Here is an 18,636-nt window from a genome sequence, read left to right on the forward strand (position 1 = left end):
GACTTGGGGTGCGGGTCGGATGGACGGATGACACGAGTAAGTCAAGTTCGGAAGACCGCCCTGTTGGCCGACATCTCACGACATATCGCACCTTCCCTGCTCGAATGGTACGATCGGCATGCCCGCGCCCTGCCCTGGCGCGTCGGCCCGGCCGAGGGGGCTCGCGGGGTGAGGCCGGACCCCTATCGCGTCTGGCTTTCGGAAATCATGCTCCAGCAGACCACGGTGGCGGCCGTAAAGTCCTATTTCCAGCGGTTCACGGCGCGCTGGCCGACCGTGGAGGCGCTGGCGGCGGCCGAGGACGGGCAGGTGATGGGGGCGTGGGCCGGGCTCGGCTACTATGCCCGCGCGCGAAACCTTCTGGCCTGCGCGCGCCGCGTGGCGGGCGAGCATGGCGGGCGCTTTCCCGGCAGCGCCGCTCAGTTGAAGATGCTTCCCGGCATAGGCGACTACACCTCCGCCGCCATCGCCTCCATCGCCTTCGGTGAGCGGGTGGCGGTGGTGGACGGCAACATTGAGCGCGTCACGACGCGCCTTCACGCCATCGAAACGCCCCTGCCCGCCGCTCGCCCCGTGATCCGCGATCATGTCGACGCGATGACGCCCGGCAAGCGGCCGGGCGACTTCGCGCAGGCGATGATGGACCTGGGCGCCACGATCTGCACGCCCAGGAAGCCCGCCTGCGTCCTTTGCCCGCTCACCGGGCCTTGCCTCGCACGGGCGCAGGGGCGGCAGGAGGCCTTCCCGGTCAAGGCGCCCAAGCGCGAAAAGCCGGAGCGGATCGGCGCGATCTTCGTGGCGGAGCGGCCGGACGGGGCGCTCTGGCTGCGCCGGCGGCCGGACAAGGGGATGCTGGGCGGCATGGCCGAGCCGCCCTCGACCCGGTGGAGCGCCCGCACGGACGGCGAGACGGGCGAGGATGCCGCGCCCTTCCCCGCCGACTGGCGGCTGGCGGGCGAGGTTCGCCACGGCTTCACCCATTTCGACCTGACGCTGGAGGTCTGGCACGCCCGCACATCCGCCCCCGCTCCCGGCGAGGGATGGTGGGCGCCGGCCGACACGCTGGCGGCGGAGGCCCTGCCGACCCTGATGCGCAAGGCGATAGGCGTCGCCCTGGCCCGATAGGCCTCAGGCGCCGGCCATGCGCCGGCGCACCTCGTCGCGCAAGGCGTCGATGGCGGTGAGCTGCGCGCCCTCCCGCACGTGCCAGAAGGCCCACCCGTTGCAGGATTCGACGCCCTGCACCCGCGCGCCGATGCGGTGGATCGACGCGGCCTCGTTGCCGACCGCGATGGTTCCGTCCGCCCGCACCCGCGCCGAATAACGGCCCTTGGCGTCCACCAGCTCCGCGCCGGGCGAGACGAGTCCTGCCTCGATCAGCGTGGTGAACGGCACGCGGGGCTCGGCCCGCTTGGGCGTGGCGACGCTGATGGAGAGGTTATCGAGCTGCACCGTCTCGTCGATGCGCTTCTGCGCCACCTCGATATAGGCGTCCTCGCGCTCGATGCCGACGAAATGGCGGCCGAGGCGCTTGGCCACCGCGCCGGTCGTGCCGGTGCCGAAGAAGGGATCGAGGATCGTGTCGCCGGGCTTGGTGGACGACAGGATCACGCGGGCAAGCAGCGCCTCGGGCTTCTGCGTGGGGTGCGCCTTCCTGCCTTCGCCGTCCTTCAGCCGCTCGGATCCCGAGCAGATCGGGAAAATCCAGTCGGAGCGCATCTGAAGGTCGTCATTGGCGGCCTTCATGGACTCGTAGTTGAACGTGTAGCCCTTGGCCTCCCTGGAGCGCGACGCCCAGATCATCGTCTCGTGCGCGTTCTGGAAGCGGCGGCCGCGAAAGTTCGGCATCGGGTTCGCCTTGCGCCAGACCACGTCGTTCAGCATCCAGTAGCCGAGATCCTGCATCGTGGCACCGACGCGGAAGATGTTGTGGTAGGAGCCGATCACCCAGATCGTGCCGTTCGGCTTCAGCACGCGCCGCGCCGCCAGCAGCCAGGCGCGCGTGAACGCGTCGTAGGCCTGGAAGCTCTCGAACTGGTCCCAGGCGTCGTCCACCGCGTCGACCTTGGAATGGTCGGGCCGCATGAGGTCGCCGCCGAGCTGGAGGTTGTAGGGCGGATCGGCGAAGATGGCGTCGACCGATTTCTCGGGCAGCATCTCCATCTTGGCCACGCAATCGCCCTTGATGATCGTATCCAGCCAGGCCGGAGCGGACGGGACGGCGGGGCTTGCGAGGACGACTTGAGACATTCGATCACCGGTCTGACGCAGAACTGAACAACCGGGATCATAGTTACCGAACGAGCTTAACGACCGATGAAGCCCGCGTCGTTTGGCGCACCGTGCCTTCCCGTGCTACGCGCCGCCCTTGCGCTTCAAGCCATGAACCCGGAGACCTCCATGCCGCTTTCCCTCGTCATCTTCGACTGTGACGGCGTTCTGGTCGATTCGGAGATCGTGGCCGCCCGGGTCGAGTCGGAGATGCTGAAGGAGGTCGGCATCGAGATCGCGGCCGAGGAGTTGTCGGAGCGCTTTGCCGGCCTCACCCAGGCACGCATCCTCGCCGCCCTGGCCGAGCAGACCGGAGTCGTCTTCCCGGACGACTTCGCCGAGCGCGTCGAGGCGGAGAACGACCGCAGGCTGGCCAGGGTCGATCCCATTCCCGGTGTCCAGGAGATGCTGGACCGGCTGGAGCTGCCGCGCTGCATCTGCTCCAACTCCATGACGGGGCGGCTGAAGCTGATGCTGACCCATGTGCAGCTCTGGGACCGCTTCCGCCCCTACGTCTTCTCTTCCCGCGAGGTCGGCACCAAGCGCATCAAGCCCGCGCCGGACGTGTATCTGTATGCGTGCAAGGAGTTCGGCGTCGAGCCGCGCAGCGCCATCGTCCTGGAGGATTCGGTCCATGGCGTGGCGGCGGGCGTGGCGGCAGGCTGCCGCGTCGTCGGCTTCACCGGCGCCGGCCACACCCATCCCGGCCATTCCGAGGCGCTGAGCGACGCGGGCGCAGAGACAGTGATCGCGCGCCTTTCTGACTTTCCCGCCGTGGTGCAGGCGTTCGGGGAATGGGAGCACGCCTGAGCGCGCTCCCGGCCGGGCTTAGCGGGCCTGGTCGTCGAAGCCGATGAAGATCGAGACGCCCCGCGAGGTCGGCTCGGGAATGCGAACCGCGCGATCGACATAGACGAAGGTCTGCGCGGGGCCCGGCGCGGTGGAAACGCTGACGCGGCCGAGATTGGAGTAGAGGACATCCGCCCCCCGCGACACCGCGACGCGGACCGGCAGCTCCACGGAGCCGCCGCGCGCGGCCATCCCGGGCACGAGCCGGCCGGAGACGCCCACTTCCATCAAAAGCTCGCCGTTCACCACGCGGCACGAGCGCGTCGTTTCGGCGATGGAGGCGACGAATTGCTGGGCGTCCCCCTCGCCGCGCCGCAGGATGGAGGTGCCCTCGCGCAGCGTCACCTGCGGGCAGAAGCGCGCTTCGGTTCCCTCGATCTGCGCCGGAGCCGCGGCCAACTGGGGCGCGGCTTCCTCGCCCGTGGTCGAACAGGCGGAGAGTGCGGCGAGAGCGCTGAACAGGAGGGCGAGCCTGGAACGTTTATGGAGAGGCATGGGCGCGGTTCTTCCCTTATCGTAGTGTGCCGTTCTATATCAGGTCGGCGCAGACGAGGCGACGGGGACGGACATCCCATCCACCGCCGAAGGATCGTCGAATTCGCGCAAAGCCGGCCAAGGGGAGTTGCCGTGAAGTACCTCAGCTCGCGGGGCGAAGCGCCCGTCCTCTCCTTCTCCGATGTCCTTTTGACGGGGCTGGCGGAAGATGGCGGCCTCTATGTGCCGCAGGAATGGCCCGTCCTCTCCCCGGAGGCGATCCGCGGCTTTGCCGGCCGCCCCTACCCGCAGGTCGCGCTGGAGGTGCTGACGCCCTTTGTCGGGCAGGACATCTCGCGCGCGGACCTGAAGCGCATGGTGGACGAAGCCTATGGCACCTTCCGCCATCCCGCCGTCGCGCCGCTGGTGCAGGCGGGCCCGCGCGATTTCGTGCTGGAGCTGTTCCACGGCCCCACGCTGGCCTTCAAGGACGTGGCGATGCAGCTTCTGGCCCGGCTGATGGACCATGTGCTGAAGGAGCGCGGCCAGCGCGCCACCATCGTGGGCGCGACCTCGGGCGATACGGGCGGGGCGGCCATCTCGGCCTTCGCCGGGTCCGAGCGCACCGACGTCTTCATCCTTTTCCCCAAGGGGCGCGTCTCGCCGGTGCAGCAGCGCCAGATGACGACGTCCGGGGCGGTCAACGTCCATGCGGTGGCGCTGGAGGGCACGTTCGACGATTGCCAGGCGCTGGTGAAGGCGATGTTCAACGACCGGCGGTTCCGCAAGGCCAGCGCGCTCTCGGGCGTGAATTCGATCAACTGGGCGCGCATCATGGCCCAGATCGTCTATTACTTCACCGCCGCCGCCAGCCTCGGCGCACCCGACAGGGCCGTCTCCTTCACCGTGCCGACCGGCAATTTCGGCGACATCTTCGCCGGCTACGCCGCCAAGCGCATGGGCCTGCCCGTGGAGCGGCTCGTGATCGCCACCAACGACAACGACATCCTGGAACGGACCCTTGTCAGCGGACGCTACGAGATGCGCGGCGTGCACGCCACCACCTCGCCCTCCATGGATATCGAGATTTCCTCGAACTTCGAGCGCCTGCTCTTCGAGGCGAGCGGCCGGCAGGCGGAGGAAGTCCGCCGGCTGATGGCGCAGATCCAGCAGTCCCGCGCCTTCGACGTGCCGGCCGGGACGCTGGCCGCCATCCGTGCCGAGTTCGCCGCCGGGCGGGCGGATGAGAAGGAAGTGGCGCAGACCATCGGCGCGACGCTCGACGCCTCCGCCTATCTTCTCGACCCCCACAGCGCCATCGCGCTGAACGTGGCGCGCCGGCAGGAGGGCACGGAACCGATGATCGCGCTGGCCACCGCCCATCCGGCCAAGTTTCCCGCGGCGGTCAAGGCCGCCTGCGGCATAGAGCCGCCGCTTCCGCCCACCCATGCGGACCTCATGGAACGCAAGGAGAGCTTCGACGTCCTGCCGAACGATCTGGATGCGGTGGAGCGGTACATCGCCGAGCGCAGCCGTGCGGTGACGCTCGGGGCCGCCGCATGAGCGTTCGCATCACACGTCTTTCGAACGGCCTGACCATCGCCACGGAGGAGATGCCCTCGCTGGAAAGCGCGGCGCTGGGCATCTGGGTGAAGGCGGGGGCGCGCGACGAGGCCGAGGGCGAGCACGGAATCGCCCATCTTCTGGAGCATATGGCCTTCAAGGGCACCACCCGCCGCTCCGCCCAGCGCATCGCCGAGGAGATCGAGGATGTGGGGGGCGAGCTGAACGCCTCCACCAGCGTGGAGACGACCGCCTATTACGCGCGGGTGATGCGCGAGGACGTGCCGCTGGCGCTCGACATCCTCTCAGACATCATCCTGGATTCGCGCTTCGAGCCCGAGGAGCTGGAACGCGAGCAGCACGTGATTCTCCAGGAGATCGGCGCGGCGGAGGACACGCCCGACGACATCGTTTTCGACCATTTCCAGGAACAGGCCTATCGCGGCCAGATTCTCGGCCGGCCGATCCTGGGCACCCGGCAGACGGTGCGCTCCTTCACCTCGGACGGCCTGCGCTCCTATCTGGGCGGCCACTACACGCCTGATCGCATGGTCGTCTCGGCGGCGGGGGCCGTGGATCACGACGAAGTCGTGCGCCGTGTGGAGGCCGATTTCGGCACCCTGCCCGCTTCCTCCGGCATTCCCGGCCCCGAAGCGCGCGCGCCGGCGCTCTACACCGGAGGCGAGTTCCGCGAGGAGCGCGACCTTGCCGACGCGCAGCTCGTTCTCGGTTTCGAGGGCCGGGCCTATTACAAGCGCGACTTCTACGCCTCGCAGGTCCTTTCCATCATTCTCGGCGGGGGCATGTCCTCCCGCCTCTTCCAGGAGGTGCGCGAGAAGCGCGGGCTCTGCTACGCCATCTCGGCCTTCCACTGGAGCTTCTCCGACACCGGCATCTTCGGCATTCACGCTGCGACGGGCGAAGAGGAACTGGCGGAACTGGCGCCCGTCATCGTGGACGAGCTCCTGCGCGCGGCAGAGGGCATCGGAGAGAAGGAGGTCATGCGCGCCCGCGCGCAGATGCGCTCCAGCCTTCTGATGAGCCAGGAAAGCCCCGCTTCGCGCGCGGGCCAGATCGCCCGCCAGCTCTTGTTCAACGGGGCCATCATCGAGAACACGGAGCTTCTGGACCGGCTTTCGGCGATCACGCCCGAGCGCCTTTCGGGTCTGGCCGGCACGATCTTCACCCAAGGCACGCCGACCCTTGCGGCCATCGGTCCGCTCAACCGGCTGCCGAGCCTGGAGGAATTGCGGCATCGCTCGGGCGCGCAGGCCGGGCCGGGGGCCCGAACGGCGGCGGCGGCGGTCGGCTGAGGCGTCCCACCGGTGCGTCTCCTCGACTGGCTGACCGGCGCCCCCTTACCCGTCCTGCGGGGAAACGGGCTCGTCCTGCGCCTGCCGCGCGGCTCGGACTACCGGCAATGGAGCGCGCTGCGCTATGAAAGCCGGGACTTCCTGACCCCGTGGGAGCCGGCCTGGAGCGAGGACGAGCTGAGCGCGAAAAGCTATCGCCTGCGCCTCATGCGCTACCGGCAGGATGCGCGCGAACGCACCGGCTACGGCTTCTTCATCTTCGACGAGAGCGGGCGCACCCTCTATGGCGGGCTCACGCTCGGCCTCGTGCGCCGGGGTGTGGCGCAGACCGCGACGCTCGGCTACTGGATGGGAGAGCGTTATGCGGGGCAAGGCCATATGGGCCGCGCCATAGACCTCGTCTGCACCTTCGCCTTCGAGGTGGAACGCCTGCATCGGCTGGAAGCGGCGTGCCTTCCCTCCAACCAGCGCTCCAACGCGCTCCTGATGAAATCCGGTTTTCGCCGCGAGGGGCTTCTGCGTAAATACCTGATGATCGCGGGAACGTGGGAGGACCACCATCTTTATGCGCTGCTTGCCGAAGAATGGTCGTCTTCCCCGGCGAGGAGCGGAGCGGATTCGCGAATGCCGGCCCCGGCGGTGATGTCGTGACATTCGCCCGTCCGCCCCGCCCGCACAGAACGCAGAGGCTCCGCCCACCCTCCATGCCGCAGCCCCTTCGCCTCCTTCTTGCGATCCTTCTGCTCCTGGGCTCGGCCGTCGCCTCGCTTTCCCCGGTGCTGGCCGCCGAATTGCAGCCGGTCGGGATCTCGCGGGACGACACGGCGATCGACCTCCTGCCGGCCGTCCTCATCCAGCAGGCGAGCGGCACGAGCTTCCAGGTCTCCACCGTGCCGGGGGCGGACGGGATCGTGCGGCGCATCGAGGTCGAATCGGCGTCCGGGCGGGCGGACGCGCAATGGGCCGTCTTCGCGCTCGCCAACAACGCCGATACCCAGATCGACCGGCTCGTGGTCGCGCCGCACTTCAAGCTGCCCGGCTCGGGCACCGTCTGGCCCGATCTCGGCTCGCGTCGCATCGCCGCCATCACCCCGTCGGAAGGCTTCGCGCTGGAGCGGCAGGAGAGCGCCGAGGCGGACCTCTTCCTCGTCACGCTCGATCCGGGCTCCGTCGTCACCTTCGTGGCCGAGCTGTCCTCCGACAGGCTGCCGGAAATCCGCCTGTGGGAGCCCAACGCCTACAAGGACACGCTGAACGCCTACACCCTCTACCGTGGCATCGTGCTTGGCATCGCGGGTCTTCTGGCGGTGTTCCTGACCATCCTCTTCGTGGTGAAGGGCTCGCCGATGTTTCCCGCCACGGCGGCCCTCGCCTGGGCGGTGCTGGCCTATATCTGCATCGACTTCGACTTCTGGCAGCGCCTCGTGCCGATGAATCCGGGACAGGAGGCCAATTGGCGCGCGGCCACGGAGGTCGCGCTCGCCTTCACCCTCATCGTCTTCCTCTACGCCTACCTAAACCTCAACCGCTGGCACGGCGCGCTTTCCGCCTTCACCGTGCTCTGGCTGGCGGGGCTGGTCGGGCTCGGCGTGATGGTGGTTTTCGATCCCGCGTTCGCCTCGGGCTTCGCACGGCTTTCCATGGCCGCCACGGCGGGCATCGGCCTCATCCTCATCCTGGCGCTGGCCATCCGCCGCTTCGACCGCGCGATCATGCTGATCCCGGCCTGGCTGCTTCTCGGCGTCTGGCTCTTCGCCGGCTGGATGACGCTGACCGGGCGGATCGACAACGACATCATCCAGCCCGCGCTGGGCGGCGGCCTCGTTCTCATCGTGCTGCTCTTCGGCTTCATCGTCATGCAGCATGCGTTCGCCGGCGGCTCCTTCGCCAGCGGCATCATCTCCGACATGGAGCGGCGCTCGCTCGCTTTGGCCGGCACCGGCGACGCCATATGGGACTGGGACGTGACACGCGACCGCATCTTCGCCGCCTCCGACACCGGCGGCCTCTCCGGCATGCCGGTGCGCGCGATGAACGGCCCCGCGCGCGACTGGCTGCCGATCCTGCACCCGGACGACCGCGACCGGTTCAAGGTCACGCTCGACACCGTTCTGGAGCACCGGCGCGGGCGCATCGAGCAGGATTTCCGCGTGCGGCGCACCGACGGCCACTACCATTGGATGAACCTGCGCGCGCGCCCCGTGCTGGGCAGCGACGGCGAGGTGGTGCGCTGCGTGGGTACGCTGAAGGACGTGACGGAACGCAAGAAGGCCGAGGAGCGCCTGCTGCACGATGCGCTGCACGACCAGCTCACCGGCCTGCCGAACCGCGAGCTGTTTCTCGACCGGCTCGACTCCCTGTCCTCTTTCGCCGCGATGCGCCCCGACGTGCGGCCCACCGTCTTCCTCATCGACCTCGACCGCTTCAAGCAGGTGAACGACGATTTCGGCATCGCCACCGGCGACACGATCCTGCTCACCATCGGCCGGCGGCTCAAGCGCGTCCTCAAGCCGCAGGATTCGCTCGCGCGCCTTTCCGGCGACCAGTTCGGCCTGATCCTGATGTCGCGCACCGACGTGGCGGAGGTGGCGCAGCTCTCGGAGAGCCTGCGCACCGTGGTGCGCGCGCCCATCGGCTTCACCGACAGGGAGATCATCCTGACCGCCTCCATCGGTCTCACCGGCTGGAGCGAAGGCTCCAGCGCCGAGGAGGTGCTGAAGGAAGCCGAGCTGGCCATGTATCAGGCCAAGCGCATGGGCGGAGACCGTGTCGAGCCCTTCCGCCCCGCCTTCAAGACGGTCGGTTCGGGCCGGCTGGAGCTGGAATCGGACCTGCGCCGGGCCTTCGCGCGCCGCGAATTGTCGCTCGCCTTCCAGCCCATCGTGCGCATCGCCACGGGCGAGATCGCCGGCTTCGAGGCGCTCCTGCGCTGGGAGCACCCCAAGCGCGGCATGGTTTCGCCCGCCGAGTTCATCCCCATCGCCGAGACCAGCGGCCTCATCGTGCAGCTCGGCCAGTTCGCGCTGGACGAGGCGGTGCGCCGCCTGTCCGACTGGCAGCGCCTGCCGGGGCGCGCGAACCTCACCGTCTCGGTCAACATCTCCAGCCGCCAGCTCATCCGCCAGGACCTCGTCAACGACGTGAAGGCGGTGACGAAGCGCTACGGGCTGAAGCCCCAGACCCTGAAGCTGGAGCTGACCGAATCCATGGTGATGGACAATCCGGAGCGCTCCAGCCAGCTTCTGGACAAGCTGCGCGAGCTGGGCGTCGGCCTGTCGCTGGACGATTTCGGCACCGGCTATTCATCCCTGTCCTACCTGATGCGCTTTCCCTTCGACACGTTGAAGATCGACCAGTCCTTCCTCGCTCCCGACTCCCAGCCGCAACGGCCCATCATCGTGCAGTCCATCGTTTCCATGGCGAACGAGCTGGGGCTTTCCGTGGTGGCCGAGGGCGTGCAGACGCAGGAGGACGTGAAGCGGCTGAAGGCGATGAAGTGCGAATACGCGCAAAGCTTCATGTTCGCGCCACCGCTGGCGCCGGAGGAAGCGCGCCGCCTGCTTCAGGAGCGCCACCAGACCCTGCCCAAGGCGAGCTGAGGCTCGCAGCGCCCGAAAGCGTTCAGGCGTGGCCCGCCTCGCTGGCGAGGAAGGCCGGATCGACGCCCAGAATGGCCAGCGCCCGGCCGTATTTCTCGTCCAGCCGCCGGTCGAAGATGATGTCGACATCGGCCCGGCAGGTGAGCCAGCCATTGGAAGCGATCTCGTCCTCCAACTGGCCGGCGCCCCAGCCGGCATAGCCCAGAACCATCATCGCCGAGCGCGGCCCGATGCCGCGGGAGATGGACTTGAGGATGTCGAGCGTGGGCGTAAGCGATACGTCGTCATCCACCGTCACCGTCGATTCCGAATCGTAGTCGCCCGAATGCAGGACGAAGCCGCGCCCGCGCTCCACCGGCCCGCCCTGGCAGACGGAAATCTCGTTTCCCTTCTCGGGCAGGCGGATCTCGTCCGGGCTCTCCACGATCTCGAGCTGCGTCAGGAGGTCCGCGAAGCTCAGGGGCTGCGCCTTGTTGATGATGAACCCCATGGCCCCGGAGGGCGAATGCGCGCACAGATAGACGACGCTGCGCTGGAAACGCTCATCCGACATGCCCGGCATGGCGATGAGAAAATGGCCTTCCAGCGAAGGATGCTCGGGGGCACTGTTTTTGGTTTTCAACTCGTCCATGCCATGAAGATAGACGACGTTCGGCCGCTTTTCATCCTCCACGAAACAGGCATGGCGCAAGAGTGACGAAGATCGCTTCCATCACCCCCCTTTTCCTCGCCTGCGGCCTTCTCGTCTCGGCCGGCCCGGCGTCCGCCGCTCCCGCCGGCGCCTCCGTCGAGACGACGGGCGCGGTCTTGACGCTTCTTGCCGAACCGCCGGCCGCCGATGGAACGCTGCGCGGGGCGCTTGTCGTGGAGCTGGAGCCGGGATGGAAAACCTACTGGATCGACCCCGGCGAAAGCGGGCTGGCGCCCCAATTCGACTTTTCGCGAAGCCAGGGGATCGAAACGCCCGATATCCGCTTTCCCCCGCCCGTCCGTTTCCGCGAGGGCGATATGGTGTCGAACGGCTATACCAACTCGCCCGCCTTCGCCTTCACCGCGCTGGCGAACGATCGGACGGCGCGGATCGAGCTGAGCGCGACGATCGGCCTGTGTCGCGAAATCTGCGTGCCGCTGAGCGTCGAGCTGGCGGCCGATCCGGCCGCGCCGCTCTCGATGACGGACGCCATGGCGATCGACCGCGCCTTCCTGGCCCTTCCGCGCGGTGGGAAAACGAAACTGGAGGGACGGCTGGAGGGCGAGCGGCTCGTCGTCGATCTGGCCGGGGACACGGCGCCTCGCGACCTCTTCGTTGCCGGCCACGCCGGCTGGCGCTTCGGCCCGTCGCAAGCGGCCGCCTCGCCCGGGGGCACGCGCTACGAACTGCCCGTGCACCAGCGCGGCCCCGCCCCGCTGGAACGCCTCGACGCGGTCCTCATCGGCGAACCGTCTCGCGATTTGCGCATCGACATCCGCTGACGACTCGCTAATCTTGGCGCACTGGGCTCAAAGGAAAGCCCGATACAGTGAAACGGACAGGCATGACCCTCCAACCTGGCGACAAGATACCGAGCGCAACCTTCCGCACCCCCACGGCGGACGGGCCCGCCAACATCACGAGCGACGAGATCTTCGCCGGCAAGAAGGTGGTGCTCTTCGCGGTGCCCGGCGCCTTCACGCCCACATGCTCGATGAACCACCTGCCCGGCTTCATCGAGCTGAACGACGAGCTTCGCGCCAAGGGCGTCGATACCATCGCTGTCGTCTCGGTGAACGACGTGTTCGTCATGAAGGCCTGGGAGAAATCGACCGAGGCCGGCGGCAAGATCCTGTTCCTGGCGGATGGAAACGCCGAGTTCACACGCGCGGCGGGGCTCGAGGCCGACCTTTCCGGCGCCGGCTTCGGCACCCGCTCCAAGCGCTATTCCATGCTGGTGGAGGACGGGGTGGTGAAGTCCCTCAACATCGAGGACGCGCCCGGGCAGGCCGAGAAGTCGTCCGCCCACGCCATCCTCGAAACGCTCTAGGAGCGCCGGGCGGGCCGGTTACGCCAGCGCGGCGGCCGGCTTGCCCTTGCCCTTCTTGAAGGGCGCCATTCCCTCACGCGCCAGCTCGTCGGCGCGCTCGTTCATCTCATGCCCCGCATGGCCGCGCACCCAGTGGAAGCGCACCTCATGGCGCAGCCGCTCCGCATCCAGCCGCTGCCACAGCTCGACATTCTTCACCGGCTTCTTGTCGGCCGTGCGCCAGCCATTCCGCTTCCAGCCGAAGATCCACTTGGTGATGCCGTCGCGCAGATATTGCGAGTCGGAATGAAGATCGACGACGCAAGGGCGCTTGAGCGCGCCCAGCGCCTCGATGGCGGCCAGAAGCTCCATGCGGTTGTTGGTGGTCAGCGCCTCGCCGCCCATCATCTCCCGCCTCGTCCCGCCGCTGACGAGGATCGCTCCCCAGCCGCCGGGGCCGGGATTTCCCGAGCACGCGCCGTCCGTGTAGATCTCGACGGTCGTCTTGTCGTTCATGCCGGCAGTCCCTCGCGCTCGATGCCATATTCCCGCACATCCCTCACCTGCCGCAGGAAGCGCGACTTGCGAAGATATTCCCTCGGGTCCTTCTTGGTCACGAAGGAGGTGTCGGGAATGTGAATCCAGTCGTAGAGGCGGGTCAGCAGGAAGCGCATCGCCGCCCCCCGCGCCAGCATCGGCAAGGCGTCCAGCTCGGCTTCCGACAAGGGCCGCACCGAACGGTAGCCGTCGATCAGCCCCCGCGCCTTGGTCACGTTGAACGCGCCGTCCTGCTCGAAGCACCACGCACAGAGGCAGATCGCCAGATCATAGGCCAGGATGTCGTTGCACGCGAAATAGAAGTCGATGAGCCCGGACAGCTCGCCCGACAGGAAGAAGACGTTGTCGGGAAAGAGGTCGGCGTGGATGACGCCGCTCGGCAACCCTTGCGGCCAGCCGGATTCGAGGGCCCGCAGCTCTCCTTCGATCTCGGCGGGCAGCCCTTCCTCCACCTCGCCGGCGCGCGGCCCCGCCCCTTCGAACAAGCCGCGCCAGGCATCGACTGACAGCGCGTTGCGGCGCTCTCCGGCATAGTCGCGCACGGCGAGATGCATCCCCGCCAGGGCGGCGCCCACCGCGCGGCAGTGCTCGGCCGAGGGACGCCGCGTCCACATGCCTTCCAGGAACGTGAAGAGCGCGGCGGGACGCCCGGCCAGTTCCCCGAGCGTCTCGCCCTCGCGCGGCTGCACCGGCAGCGGGCAGGAAAGCCCCTTGCCGGCCAGATGCTCCATCAGCCCGATGAAGAAGGGCAGGTCGTCCCTGTTCACCCGCTTCTCGTAGAGCGTCAGGATGAAGGTGCCGCCCTCGGCGCGCAGGAGGAAGTTGGAGTTCTCCACCCCTTCAGCGATGCCCTTGTAGGACAGGAGGCGCCCGACGTCGTAACGCGCCAGGAAGGCCGCCAGATCGGGTTCGGGCACATCGGTATAGACGGCCATCAGGCTGGCTCCCCATTGACGAACGCCATGTCGGCAGCCGTCAGCGGCGTGTCGCGCAAGGAGCGCATGACGGGGAAATTCTCGTTCTCGATGGCGGTCTGGACGAGCTCGATCCGCACGTCGAAGCGGGCACGCAAGGCGTCCAGGATCTCGTCCGTCAGGATTTCGGGCGCCGAGGCCCCGGCCGACATGCCGATGGTGCCGTTCGGGGGAATGGAGTCCCAGGGCAGCTCGTGCTGGCCCTGCACCAGAAGGCCCATCATGGAGCCGGCGCGCTCGGCCACCTCCACCAGCCGCTTCGAGTTGGACGAGTTCGGCGCGCCCACGATAAGGAACAGATCGGTGCCGGGCGCCGACGCCTTCACCGCATCCTGCCGGTTCGTCGTGGCATAGCAGATGGATTCGGAGGACGGTGCCTGGAGTTCGGGAAACTTGGCCTGGAGGGCGGAAAGGATGCCCGCCGTATCGTCCACCGAAAGCGTCGTCTGCGTGACGAAGCCGAGCGCCTGCTCGCCGGCGGGCTCGAAGGCCGCCACGTCCTCCTCCGTCTCGATCAGCACTACGGAGCCCTCGGGCAACTGCCCCATGGTTCCCACCACCTCCGGGTGGCCGCGATGGCCCACGAGCAGCACTTGCCGGCCCAGCCGCACATGGCGCATCGCCTGCTTGTGCACCTTCGACACCAGCGGGCAGGTGGCATCGAGATAAAGCATCTCGCGCCGCTCGGCCTCGGCCGGCACCGATTTGGGCACGCCATGCGCGGAAAACACCACCGGCTGGCCGTCGTCGGGGATGTCGGTCAGCTCGCGCACGAAGACCGCGCCCATGCTCCTCAGCCCTTCGACCACATATTTGTTATGGACGATCTCGTGGCGCACATAGACGGGCGCGCCGTATTTCTTGAGCGCCAGCACGACGATCTGGATCGCCCTGTCGACCCCCGCGCAAAAGCCGCGCGGTTCGCAAAGGCGAACGGTCAGGCTGGGTTTTTCAGCGGCAACGGACAATCGGTACTCCTGAGCAGGCTCACGCGGAATGAAGGGATCGTGCCCCACCCTGTCAAGCGCGGCGGCGGGCTTGGGACACGATAAGGATGGCGAGCATTCCGGCCAGGATCACCGCCAGCGCGAACCAGGTGATCGCGTATTGCAGGTGGTTGTTGGAGATATCGACCACCGTCGCGCCGCCCACCGGGTAGCCCCCCGGCGCCTCGCCCGGTCCGGCATCCAGGAAGAACGGCAGGAGCCGCACGCCCTCCGGCAGGTCGAGCCCGGCGCTCATGTCGGCGAGGCCGCGCCAGTAGAAATTGTTGCCGGCCGGGTCGTTGTCCGGCAGGAAGCTGGCCGGTTTCTCGGCCGGGGCCTCTCGCGCAAGGCCCACGAGATCGACCTCGCCCGCGACCTGCCCCTCGGCGCGCGTCGCCGGGTCGCGCCGCGCATAGGGAACGAAGCCGCGATTGACCATGATCGCCGCTTGCGCTCCCTCGACCACGAGGGGCGTGTAGACGTTCCAGCCGGCCTCGCCCTCGCGCGTGGAAAGGTAATAGCGCTCGCCGCCGTGCAGGAAGCGCCCCCGTGCCGAAACCGGCATATAGTCGATATCGCCCGTTTCGTCGGCTATCGCGATGGCCCGCGCAAGGTCGATGGGTTGGGCGTGGATGCGCGAGTCGATCCGCGCGACGATCGCCTCCTTCCAGGCCAGCCGGTCCACCTGCCACAGGCCGAGATTGACGAGCACGGCAAGGCCGAGCGCGCCGAGGATCAGCGCCGCCCAGTAGCGGCCACGTGCCATGGGCGCCCGTTCGGCCAGCGGCTCGCTCTCACCCATCGGCTCAGTCTTCGCCACGGCGCACCAGCCGGCCCTCTTCGGCCTTGTTCCTGTATTGCAGCCCGATCAGCAGCCCCTTGGAAAGCCGCAGGGTCGGCAGCGTCAACCCGGCGGCGAGGATAGGCCAGAGCAGCAGGTGCACGAAGACCGAGGGTGAGTAGGCGACCTCGACATAGAGGGCGAGGCCCACGATCAGGAAGCCGACCAGCGACATCACGAAGAAGGCCGGCCCGTCGGCCGTATCGAAGGGCGTGTAGTCGAGGCCGCACTCCTCGCACCGCTTGTCGAGCCGCAGGAAGCCGGCGAAAAGCGGCCCCTCCCCGCAACGCGGGCAGCGGCCCCGCAGGCCCGCCTTGGCCGAATCGACGCCGGCATATCGGGATTCGTCGAGCATGATCGGCCCCTTTCGAAACGGAAGAAGGCGGCCGCAGGAACGGCCGCCTCGCCATAGGATTCCGCGGATCGCCGCCTGCGATCAGTGGATCGGCGCGCCCCAGCTTCCCCACACATAGATGGCGAAGAAGAGGAAGAGCCAGACCACGTCGACGAAGTGCCAGTACCAGGCCGCCGATTCGAAGCCGAAATGCTTCTCGGGCGTGAAATGCCCCGCGATGGCCCGCAGCAGGCAGACGGTCAGGAATATGATGCCGACGATGACGTGGAAACCATGGAAGCCGGTCGCCATGAAGAACGTCGCGCCATAGATCGAGCCGGAAAACGCGAAGGGCGCGTGCACATATTCCAGGTACTGCACGAAGGAGAAGATGACGCCGAGCGCAACCGTGAGCGCGAGGCCCGTGATCAGCGACTTGCGGTCGTTCTCCAGCAGCGCATGGTGCGCCCAGGTCACGGTCGTCCCCGAGAGCAGCAGCGTGATCGTGTTGAAGAGCGGCAGGTGCAGCGGGTCGAGCACCTCGATGTCGGCCGGCGGCCACTGCCCGCCCAGCGCCTGAACGCGCGCCACCTGCGCCGCCTCGTTGGCGAAGAGGCTGGCGTCGAAGAAGGCCCAGAACCACGCCACGAAGAACATCACCTCGGAGGCGATGAACATGATCATGCCGTAGCGCAGATGCATCTGCACCACCGGCGTATGGGCGCCCTCCTGCCCCTCCTTGATGGCATCCGACCACCACGCGAACATCACGTAGAGGACGAGCGCGAGGCCGATGAAGAAGAGCCAGGGATTGGCCCAGTTCATGCCCAGGAAGTTGAACGGCGAGCCGTTCATGTAGCGGAACAGGCAGACCGAGCCCAGCATCAGGATGAAGGCCCCGAGCGAAGCGAGCGCCGGCCAGGGGCTGGGGTCGATGATGTGGTAGTCGTGATGCTTCTGGTGCGTATCGGCCATGACTCGCCCTCTCTCCCGTCCCCAAAGTTTCTAGCGCGGTTCCAATGTGGTTTCCATCGCTCCCGCGCGTCTCGTTCGCCCCGCCCGCTTTCCACCGGCCGGCGAGAGGCGAGGCTAGAGGCTGTCCCCGCCGCTCGCCCCCGCCGCGTCCGCCACCGGCGAGGCCGGCTGCCCGACCGGAAAGAAGGTGTAGGAGAGGGTGATGGTCGGCGCGTCCCTCAGCTCCTCGCGCTCCAGCATGGCCGGATCGACGAAGAACACGATGGGCATGTCCACTTCCTCACCGGGCTGCAGCGTCTGCTCGTCGAAGCAGAAGCAGTAGAGCTTGTTGAAATAGACCCCCGCCGCGTGGGGCGTGACGTTGAAGGTGGCCATCGCCTTTACCGGCCGGTCGGAGGTGTTCTTCACCCGATAGGCGGTCTGGCGCGTCTCTCCGAGCTTCACGCTCACCTGCCGCTCGGTGGGCTGGAAGCGCCAGGGCACGCCGGGAGAGGCGTTGGAATCGAACCGCACGGTGATCGCCCGGTCGCTCACGCCCGCCGCGTTCGCCTCCGCCCGCTGCGTGGTTCCGCCATAGCCCGTGACCTGGCAGAACAGCTCGTACAGCGGCACCGAGGCATAGGCCGCGCCGAGCATCGCCAGCGAGAAGACGATGCAGCCGGCCGCGATACGGCGCGCTCGCCTCGGATCGAAGGGCCTCGGGGCCGGTCCTTGCGTCGAGTCGTCCATCCTCTCAGCTCCCGATCCTGATGATGGTCACAACATAGAAGAGCACGACCACCGCCACGAGCGCGCCGGCGATAGCGAGCGACCGGCGGCGTCTTGCCTTCAGTTCGGCCGGGGAGACGCTCACCCTGTCCTCATCCATGCCTCAGCCCCTCGCCGCCATGAGAAGATCGGTGGCCGTGCCTTCCAGCAGCAGGAGCATGAAGAGCGCGAAGAGATAGACGATGGAGAAGGCGAAAAGCTTCTTGGCCGGCACCATCGCGGCATCGCCATCCGCCATCTTCAGCACCCGCCACGCATGGCGCATGAAGTTGGCGCCGAGAAGAATGGAGGCCGCGCCGTAGACCGGCCCCGCGAAGCCGAGCGCGAACGGCAGGATGCCAACCGGCACGAGCAGCAGGCTGTAGGCGAAGATATGCCGGCGGGTGGAGCGCTCCCCGGCCACATTCGGCAGCATGGGAATGCCCGCGCGGCCGTAATCCTTCATCTTGAACAGGGAGAGCGCCCAGAAATGCGGCGGCGTCCACAGGAAGATGATGAGGAAGAGGACGACGGATTCGAGGCTGACGCCGCCCGTGGCGACCGCCCAGCCCACCATGGGCGGAAAGGAGCCCGCCGCGCCGCCGATGACGATGTTCTGCGCCGTCGAGCGCTTCAGCCACATCGTGTAGATGACGGCATAGAAGAAGATCGTGAAGGCCAGGAAGCCCGCCGCGAACCAGTTGGCCGCCAGGCCGAGCAGGATGACGGAGAAGACCGAAAGCGACAGGCCGAAGGCGAGCGCCCCCTCCGGCGTCACGCGGCCGGTGGGGACGGGCCGCTGCGCGGTGCGGCTCATCAGGATGTCGATGTCGGCGTCGTACCACATGTTCAGCGCGCCCGAGGCGCCCGCGCCGATGGCGATGGCCATGAGCGAGACGAACGCCAGCACCGGATGAAGCCCGCCGGGCGCCAGGACATAGCCGGTGACGGCGGTGAGCATGACGAGCGACATCACCCGAGGCTTCAGAAGGCTCAGGAAGTCCCCCGGCTCCGCAAGGCTGATCGCCGGGCGCGCTTCCTCCGGCCTGATGTCGACTGCGGTCAATTCGTCACCTCATGCTTTGGCCGCGAAAGGGCATGGCGCCCCGCGCGGCCGACCGGCGGCTCGCGGCCGCCGAAGTGAACGTCCCG

At 67.8% G+C, this 18,636-nt stretch carries 20 protein-coding genes; 8 read left to right on the forward strand and 12 right to left on the reverse strand.

Annotation, left to right across the window (positions count from 1 at the left end; genetic code table 11):
- The first annotated feature begins 27 nt into the window (after positions 1–27).
- Entirely contained in the window at positions 28–1,125 is a 1,098-nt protein-coding gene (mutY, locus tag J7654_RS14555) for an A/G-specific adenine glycosylase (protein WP_209736597.1), read from the forward strand.
- A 3-nt stretch (positions 1,126–1,128) separates the two neighbouring features.
- Here the strand turns inward: mutY and J7654_RS14560 are convergent, their stop codons facing one another.
- Positions 1,129–2,250 carry a site-specific DNA-methyltransferase gene (locus J7654_RS14560; RefSeq protein ID WP_209736598.1) on the reverse strand — a complete coding sequence of 374 codons (1,122 nt, stop codon included), beginning with the start codon at positions 2,248–2,250 and terminating at the stop codon, positions 1,129–1,131.
- 150 nt (positions 2,251–2,400) lie between these two features.
- Here J7654_RS14560 and J7654_RS14565 point away from each other — a divergent pair, with 150 nt between their 5' ends.
- Positions 2,401–3,081: an HAD family hydrolase gene (locus J7654_RS14565; RefSeq protein ID WP_209736599.1), complete on the forward strand. Its 681-nt coding sequence runs from the start codon at positions 2,401–2,403 to the stop codon at positions 3,079–3,081.
- Positions 3,082–3,099: 18 nt separating this feature from the next.
- Here the strand turns inward: J7654_RS14565 and J7654_RS14570 are convergent, their stop codons facing one another.
- Entirely contained in the window at positions 3,100–3,615 is a 516-nt protein-coding gene (locus J7654_RS14570) for a hypothetical protein (RefSeq protein ID WP_209736600.1), read from the reverse strand.
- A gap of 132 nt (positions 3,616–3,747) precedes the next feature.
- Here J7654_RS14570 and thrC point away from each other — a divergent pair, with 132 nt between their 5' ends.
- From thrC to J7654_RS14590, 4 genes are read left to right on the forward strand one after another with little or no spacing between them, the layout of a single operon-like run.
- Entirely contained in the window at positions 3,748–5,157 is a 1,410-nt protein-coding gene (gene thrC, locus J7654_RS14575) for a threonine synthase (protein ID WP_209736601.1), read from the forward strand.
- A complete protein-coding gene (locus J7654_RS14580) occupies positions 5,154–6,470 on the forward strand; it encodes a M16 family metallopeptidase (RefSeq protein WP_209736602.1) in 1,317 nt (438 codons plus the stop codon). The genes thrC and J7654_RS14580 overlap by 4 nt, the downstream gene beginning before the upstream one ends.
- Positions 6,471–6,482: 12 nt before the next feature.
- On the forward strand, positions 6,483–7,121 hold the full coding sequence (locus J7654_RS14585; protein ID WP_209736603.1) for a GNAT family N-acetyltransferase: 639 nt from the start codon (positions 6,483–6,485) through the stop codon (positions 7,119–7,121).
- A gap of 53 nt (positions 7,122–7,174) precedes the next feature.
- Positions 7,175–10,069 carry a putative bifunctional diguanylate cyclase/phosphodiesterase gene (locus J7654_RS14590; protein ID WP_209736604.1) on the forward strand — a complete coding sequence of 965 codons (2,895 nt, stop codon included), beginning with the start codon at positions 7,175–7,177 and terminating at the stop codon, positions 10,067–10,069.
- Between the two features lie 22 nt (positions 10,070–10,091).
- Here J7654_RS14590 and J7654_RS14595 read toward each other — a convergent pair whose 3' ends face one another.
- Positions 10,092–10,700 (reverse strand): YqgE/AlgH family protein, encoded by a 609-nt coding sequence (locus tag J7654_RS14595; protein WP_209740588.1) that lies wholly within the window; start codon positions 10,698–10,700, stop codon positions 10,092–10,094.
- Between the two features lie 62 nt (positions 10,701–10,762).
- Between J7654_RS14595 and J7654_RS14600 the strand changes: the two genes are divergently transcribed.
- Together J7654_RS14600 and J7654_RS14605 are read left to right on the forward strand one after the other, a co-directional pair.
- On the forward strand, positions 10,763–11,542 hold the full coding sequence (locus tag J7654_RS14600; protein WP_209736605.1) for a protein-disulfide reductase DsbD domain-containing protein: 780 nt from the start codon (positions 10,763–10,765) through the stop codon (positions 11,540–11,542).
- A gap of 62 nt (positions 11,543–11,604) precedes the next feature.
- Positions 11,605–12,090 (forward strand): peroxiredoxin, encoded by a 486-nt coding sequence (locus J7654_RS14605; RefSeq protein WP_209736606.1) that lies wholly within the window; start codon positions 11,605–11,607, stop codon positions 12,088–12,090.
- 18 nt (positions 12,091–12,108) lie between these two features.
- Here the strand turns inward: J7654_RS14605 and rnhA are convergent, their stop codons facing one another.
- The 9 genes from rnhA to J7654_RS14650 all read right to left on the reverse strand — a co-directional run bounded on the left by rnhA (position 12,109) and on the right by J7654_RS14650 (position 18,550).
- Positions 12,109–12,585 (reverse strand): ribonuclease HI, encoded by a 477-nt coding sequence (gene rnhA, locus J7654_RS14610; RefSeq protein ID WP_209736607.1) that lies wholly within the window; start codon positions 12,583–12,585, stop codon positions 12,109–12,111.
- Positions 12,582–13,562 carry a homoserine kinase gene (locus J7654_RS14615; RefSeq protein ID WP_209736608.1) on the reverse strand — a complete coding sequence of 327 codons (981 nt, stop codon included), beginning with the start codon at positions 13,560–13,562 and terminating at the stop codon, positions 12,582–12,584. Before J7654_RS14615 ends, rnhA begins: the two co-directional genes overlap by 4 nt.
- Positions 13,562–14,569: a 4-hydroxy-3-methylbut-2-enyl diphosphate reductase gene (gene ispH, locus J7654_RS14620; RefSeq protein WP_209736609.1), complete on the reverse strand. Its 1,008-nt coding sequence runs from the start codon at positions 14,567–14,569 to the stop codon at positions 13,562–13,564. Before ispH ends, J7654_RS14615 begins: the two co-directional genes overlap by 1 nt.
- A 52-nt stretch (positions 14,570–14,621) precedes the next feature.
- Positions 14,622–15,389 (reverse strand): SURF1 family protein, encoded by a 768-nt coding sequence (locus J7654_RS14625; protein WP_209736610.1) that lies wholly within the window; start codon positions 15,387–15,389, stop codon positions 14,622–14,624.
- A gap of 4 nt (positions 15,390–15,393) precedes the next feature.
- Positions 15,394–15,783, reverse strand: coding sequence for a DUF983 domain-containing protein (locus J7654_RS14630; RefSeq protein ID WP_209736611.1), 390 nt, complete (start codon positions 15,781–15,783; stop codon positions 15,394–15,396).
- 81 nt (positions 15,784–15,864) lie between these two features.
- The gene (locus tag J7654_RS14635) at positions 15,865–16,737 is read right to left on the reverse strand and encodes a cytochrome c oxidase subunit 3 (protein WP_209736612.1); all 873 of its coding nucleotides are present in this window, start codon (positions 16,735–16,737) and stop codon (positions 15,865–15,867) included.
- 114 nt (positions 16,738–16,851) lie between these two features.
- Entirely contained in the window at positions 16,852–17,466 is a 615-nt protein-coding gene (locus J7654_RS14640) for a cytochrome c oxidase assembly protein (RefSeq protein WP_209736613.1), read from the reverse strand.
- Positions 17,467–17,470: 4 nt separating this feature from the next.
- Positions 17,471–17,605, reverse strand: coding sequence for a protoheme IX farnesyltransferase (locus J7654_RS14645; RefSeq protein ID WP_209736614.1), 135 nt, complete (start codon positions 17,603–17,605; stop codon positions 17,471–17,473).
- Positions 17,606–17,608: 3 nt separating this feature from the next.
- The gene (locus J7654_RS14650; RefSeq protein WP_209736615.1) at positions 17,609–18,550 is read right to left on the reverse strand and encodes a heme o synthase; all 942 of its coding nucleotides are present in this window, start codon (positions 18,548–18,550) and stop codon (positions 17,609–17,611) included.
- Positions 18,551–18,636 lie beyond the last annotated feature (86 nt).

The organism is Aureimonas populi (genome assembly GCF_017815515.1).
GTDB lineage: Bacteria > Pseudomonadota > Alphaproteobacteria > Rhizobiales > Rhizobiaceae > Aureimonas > Aureimonas populi.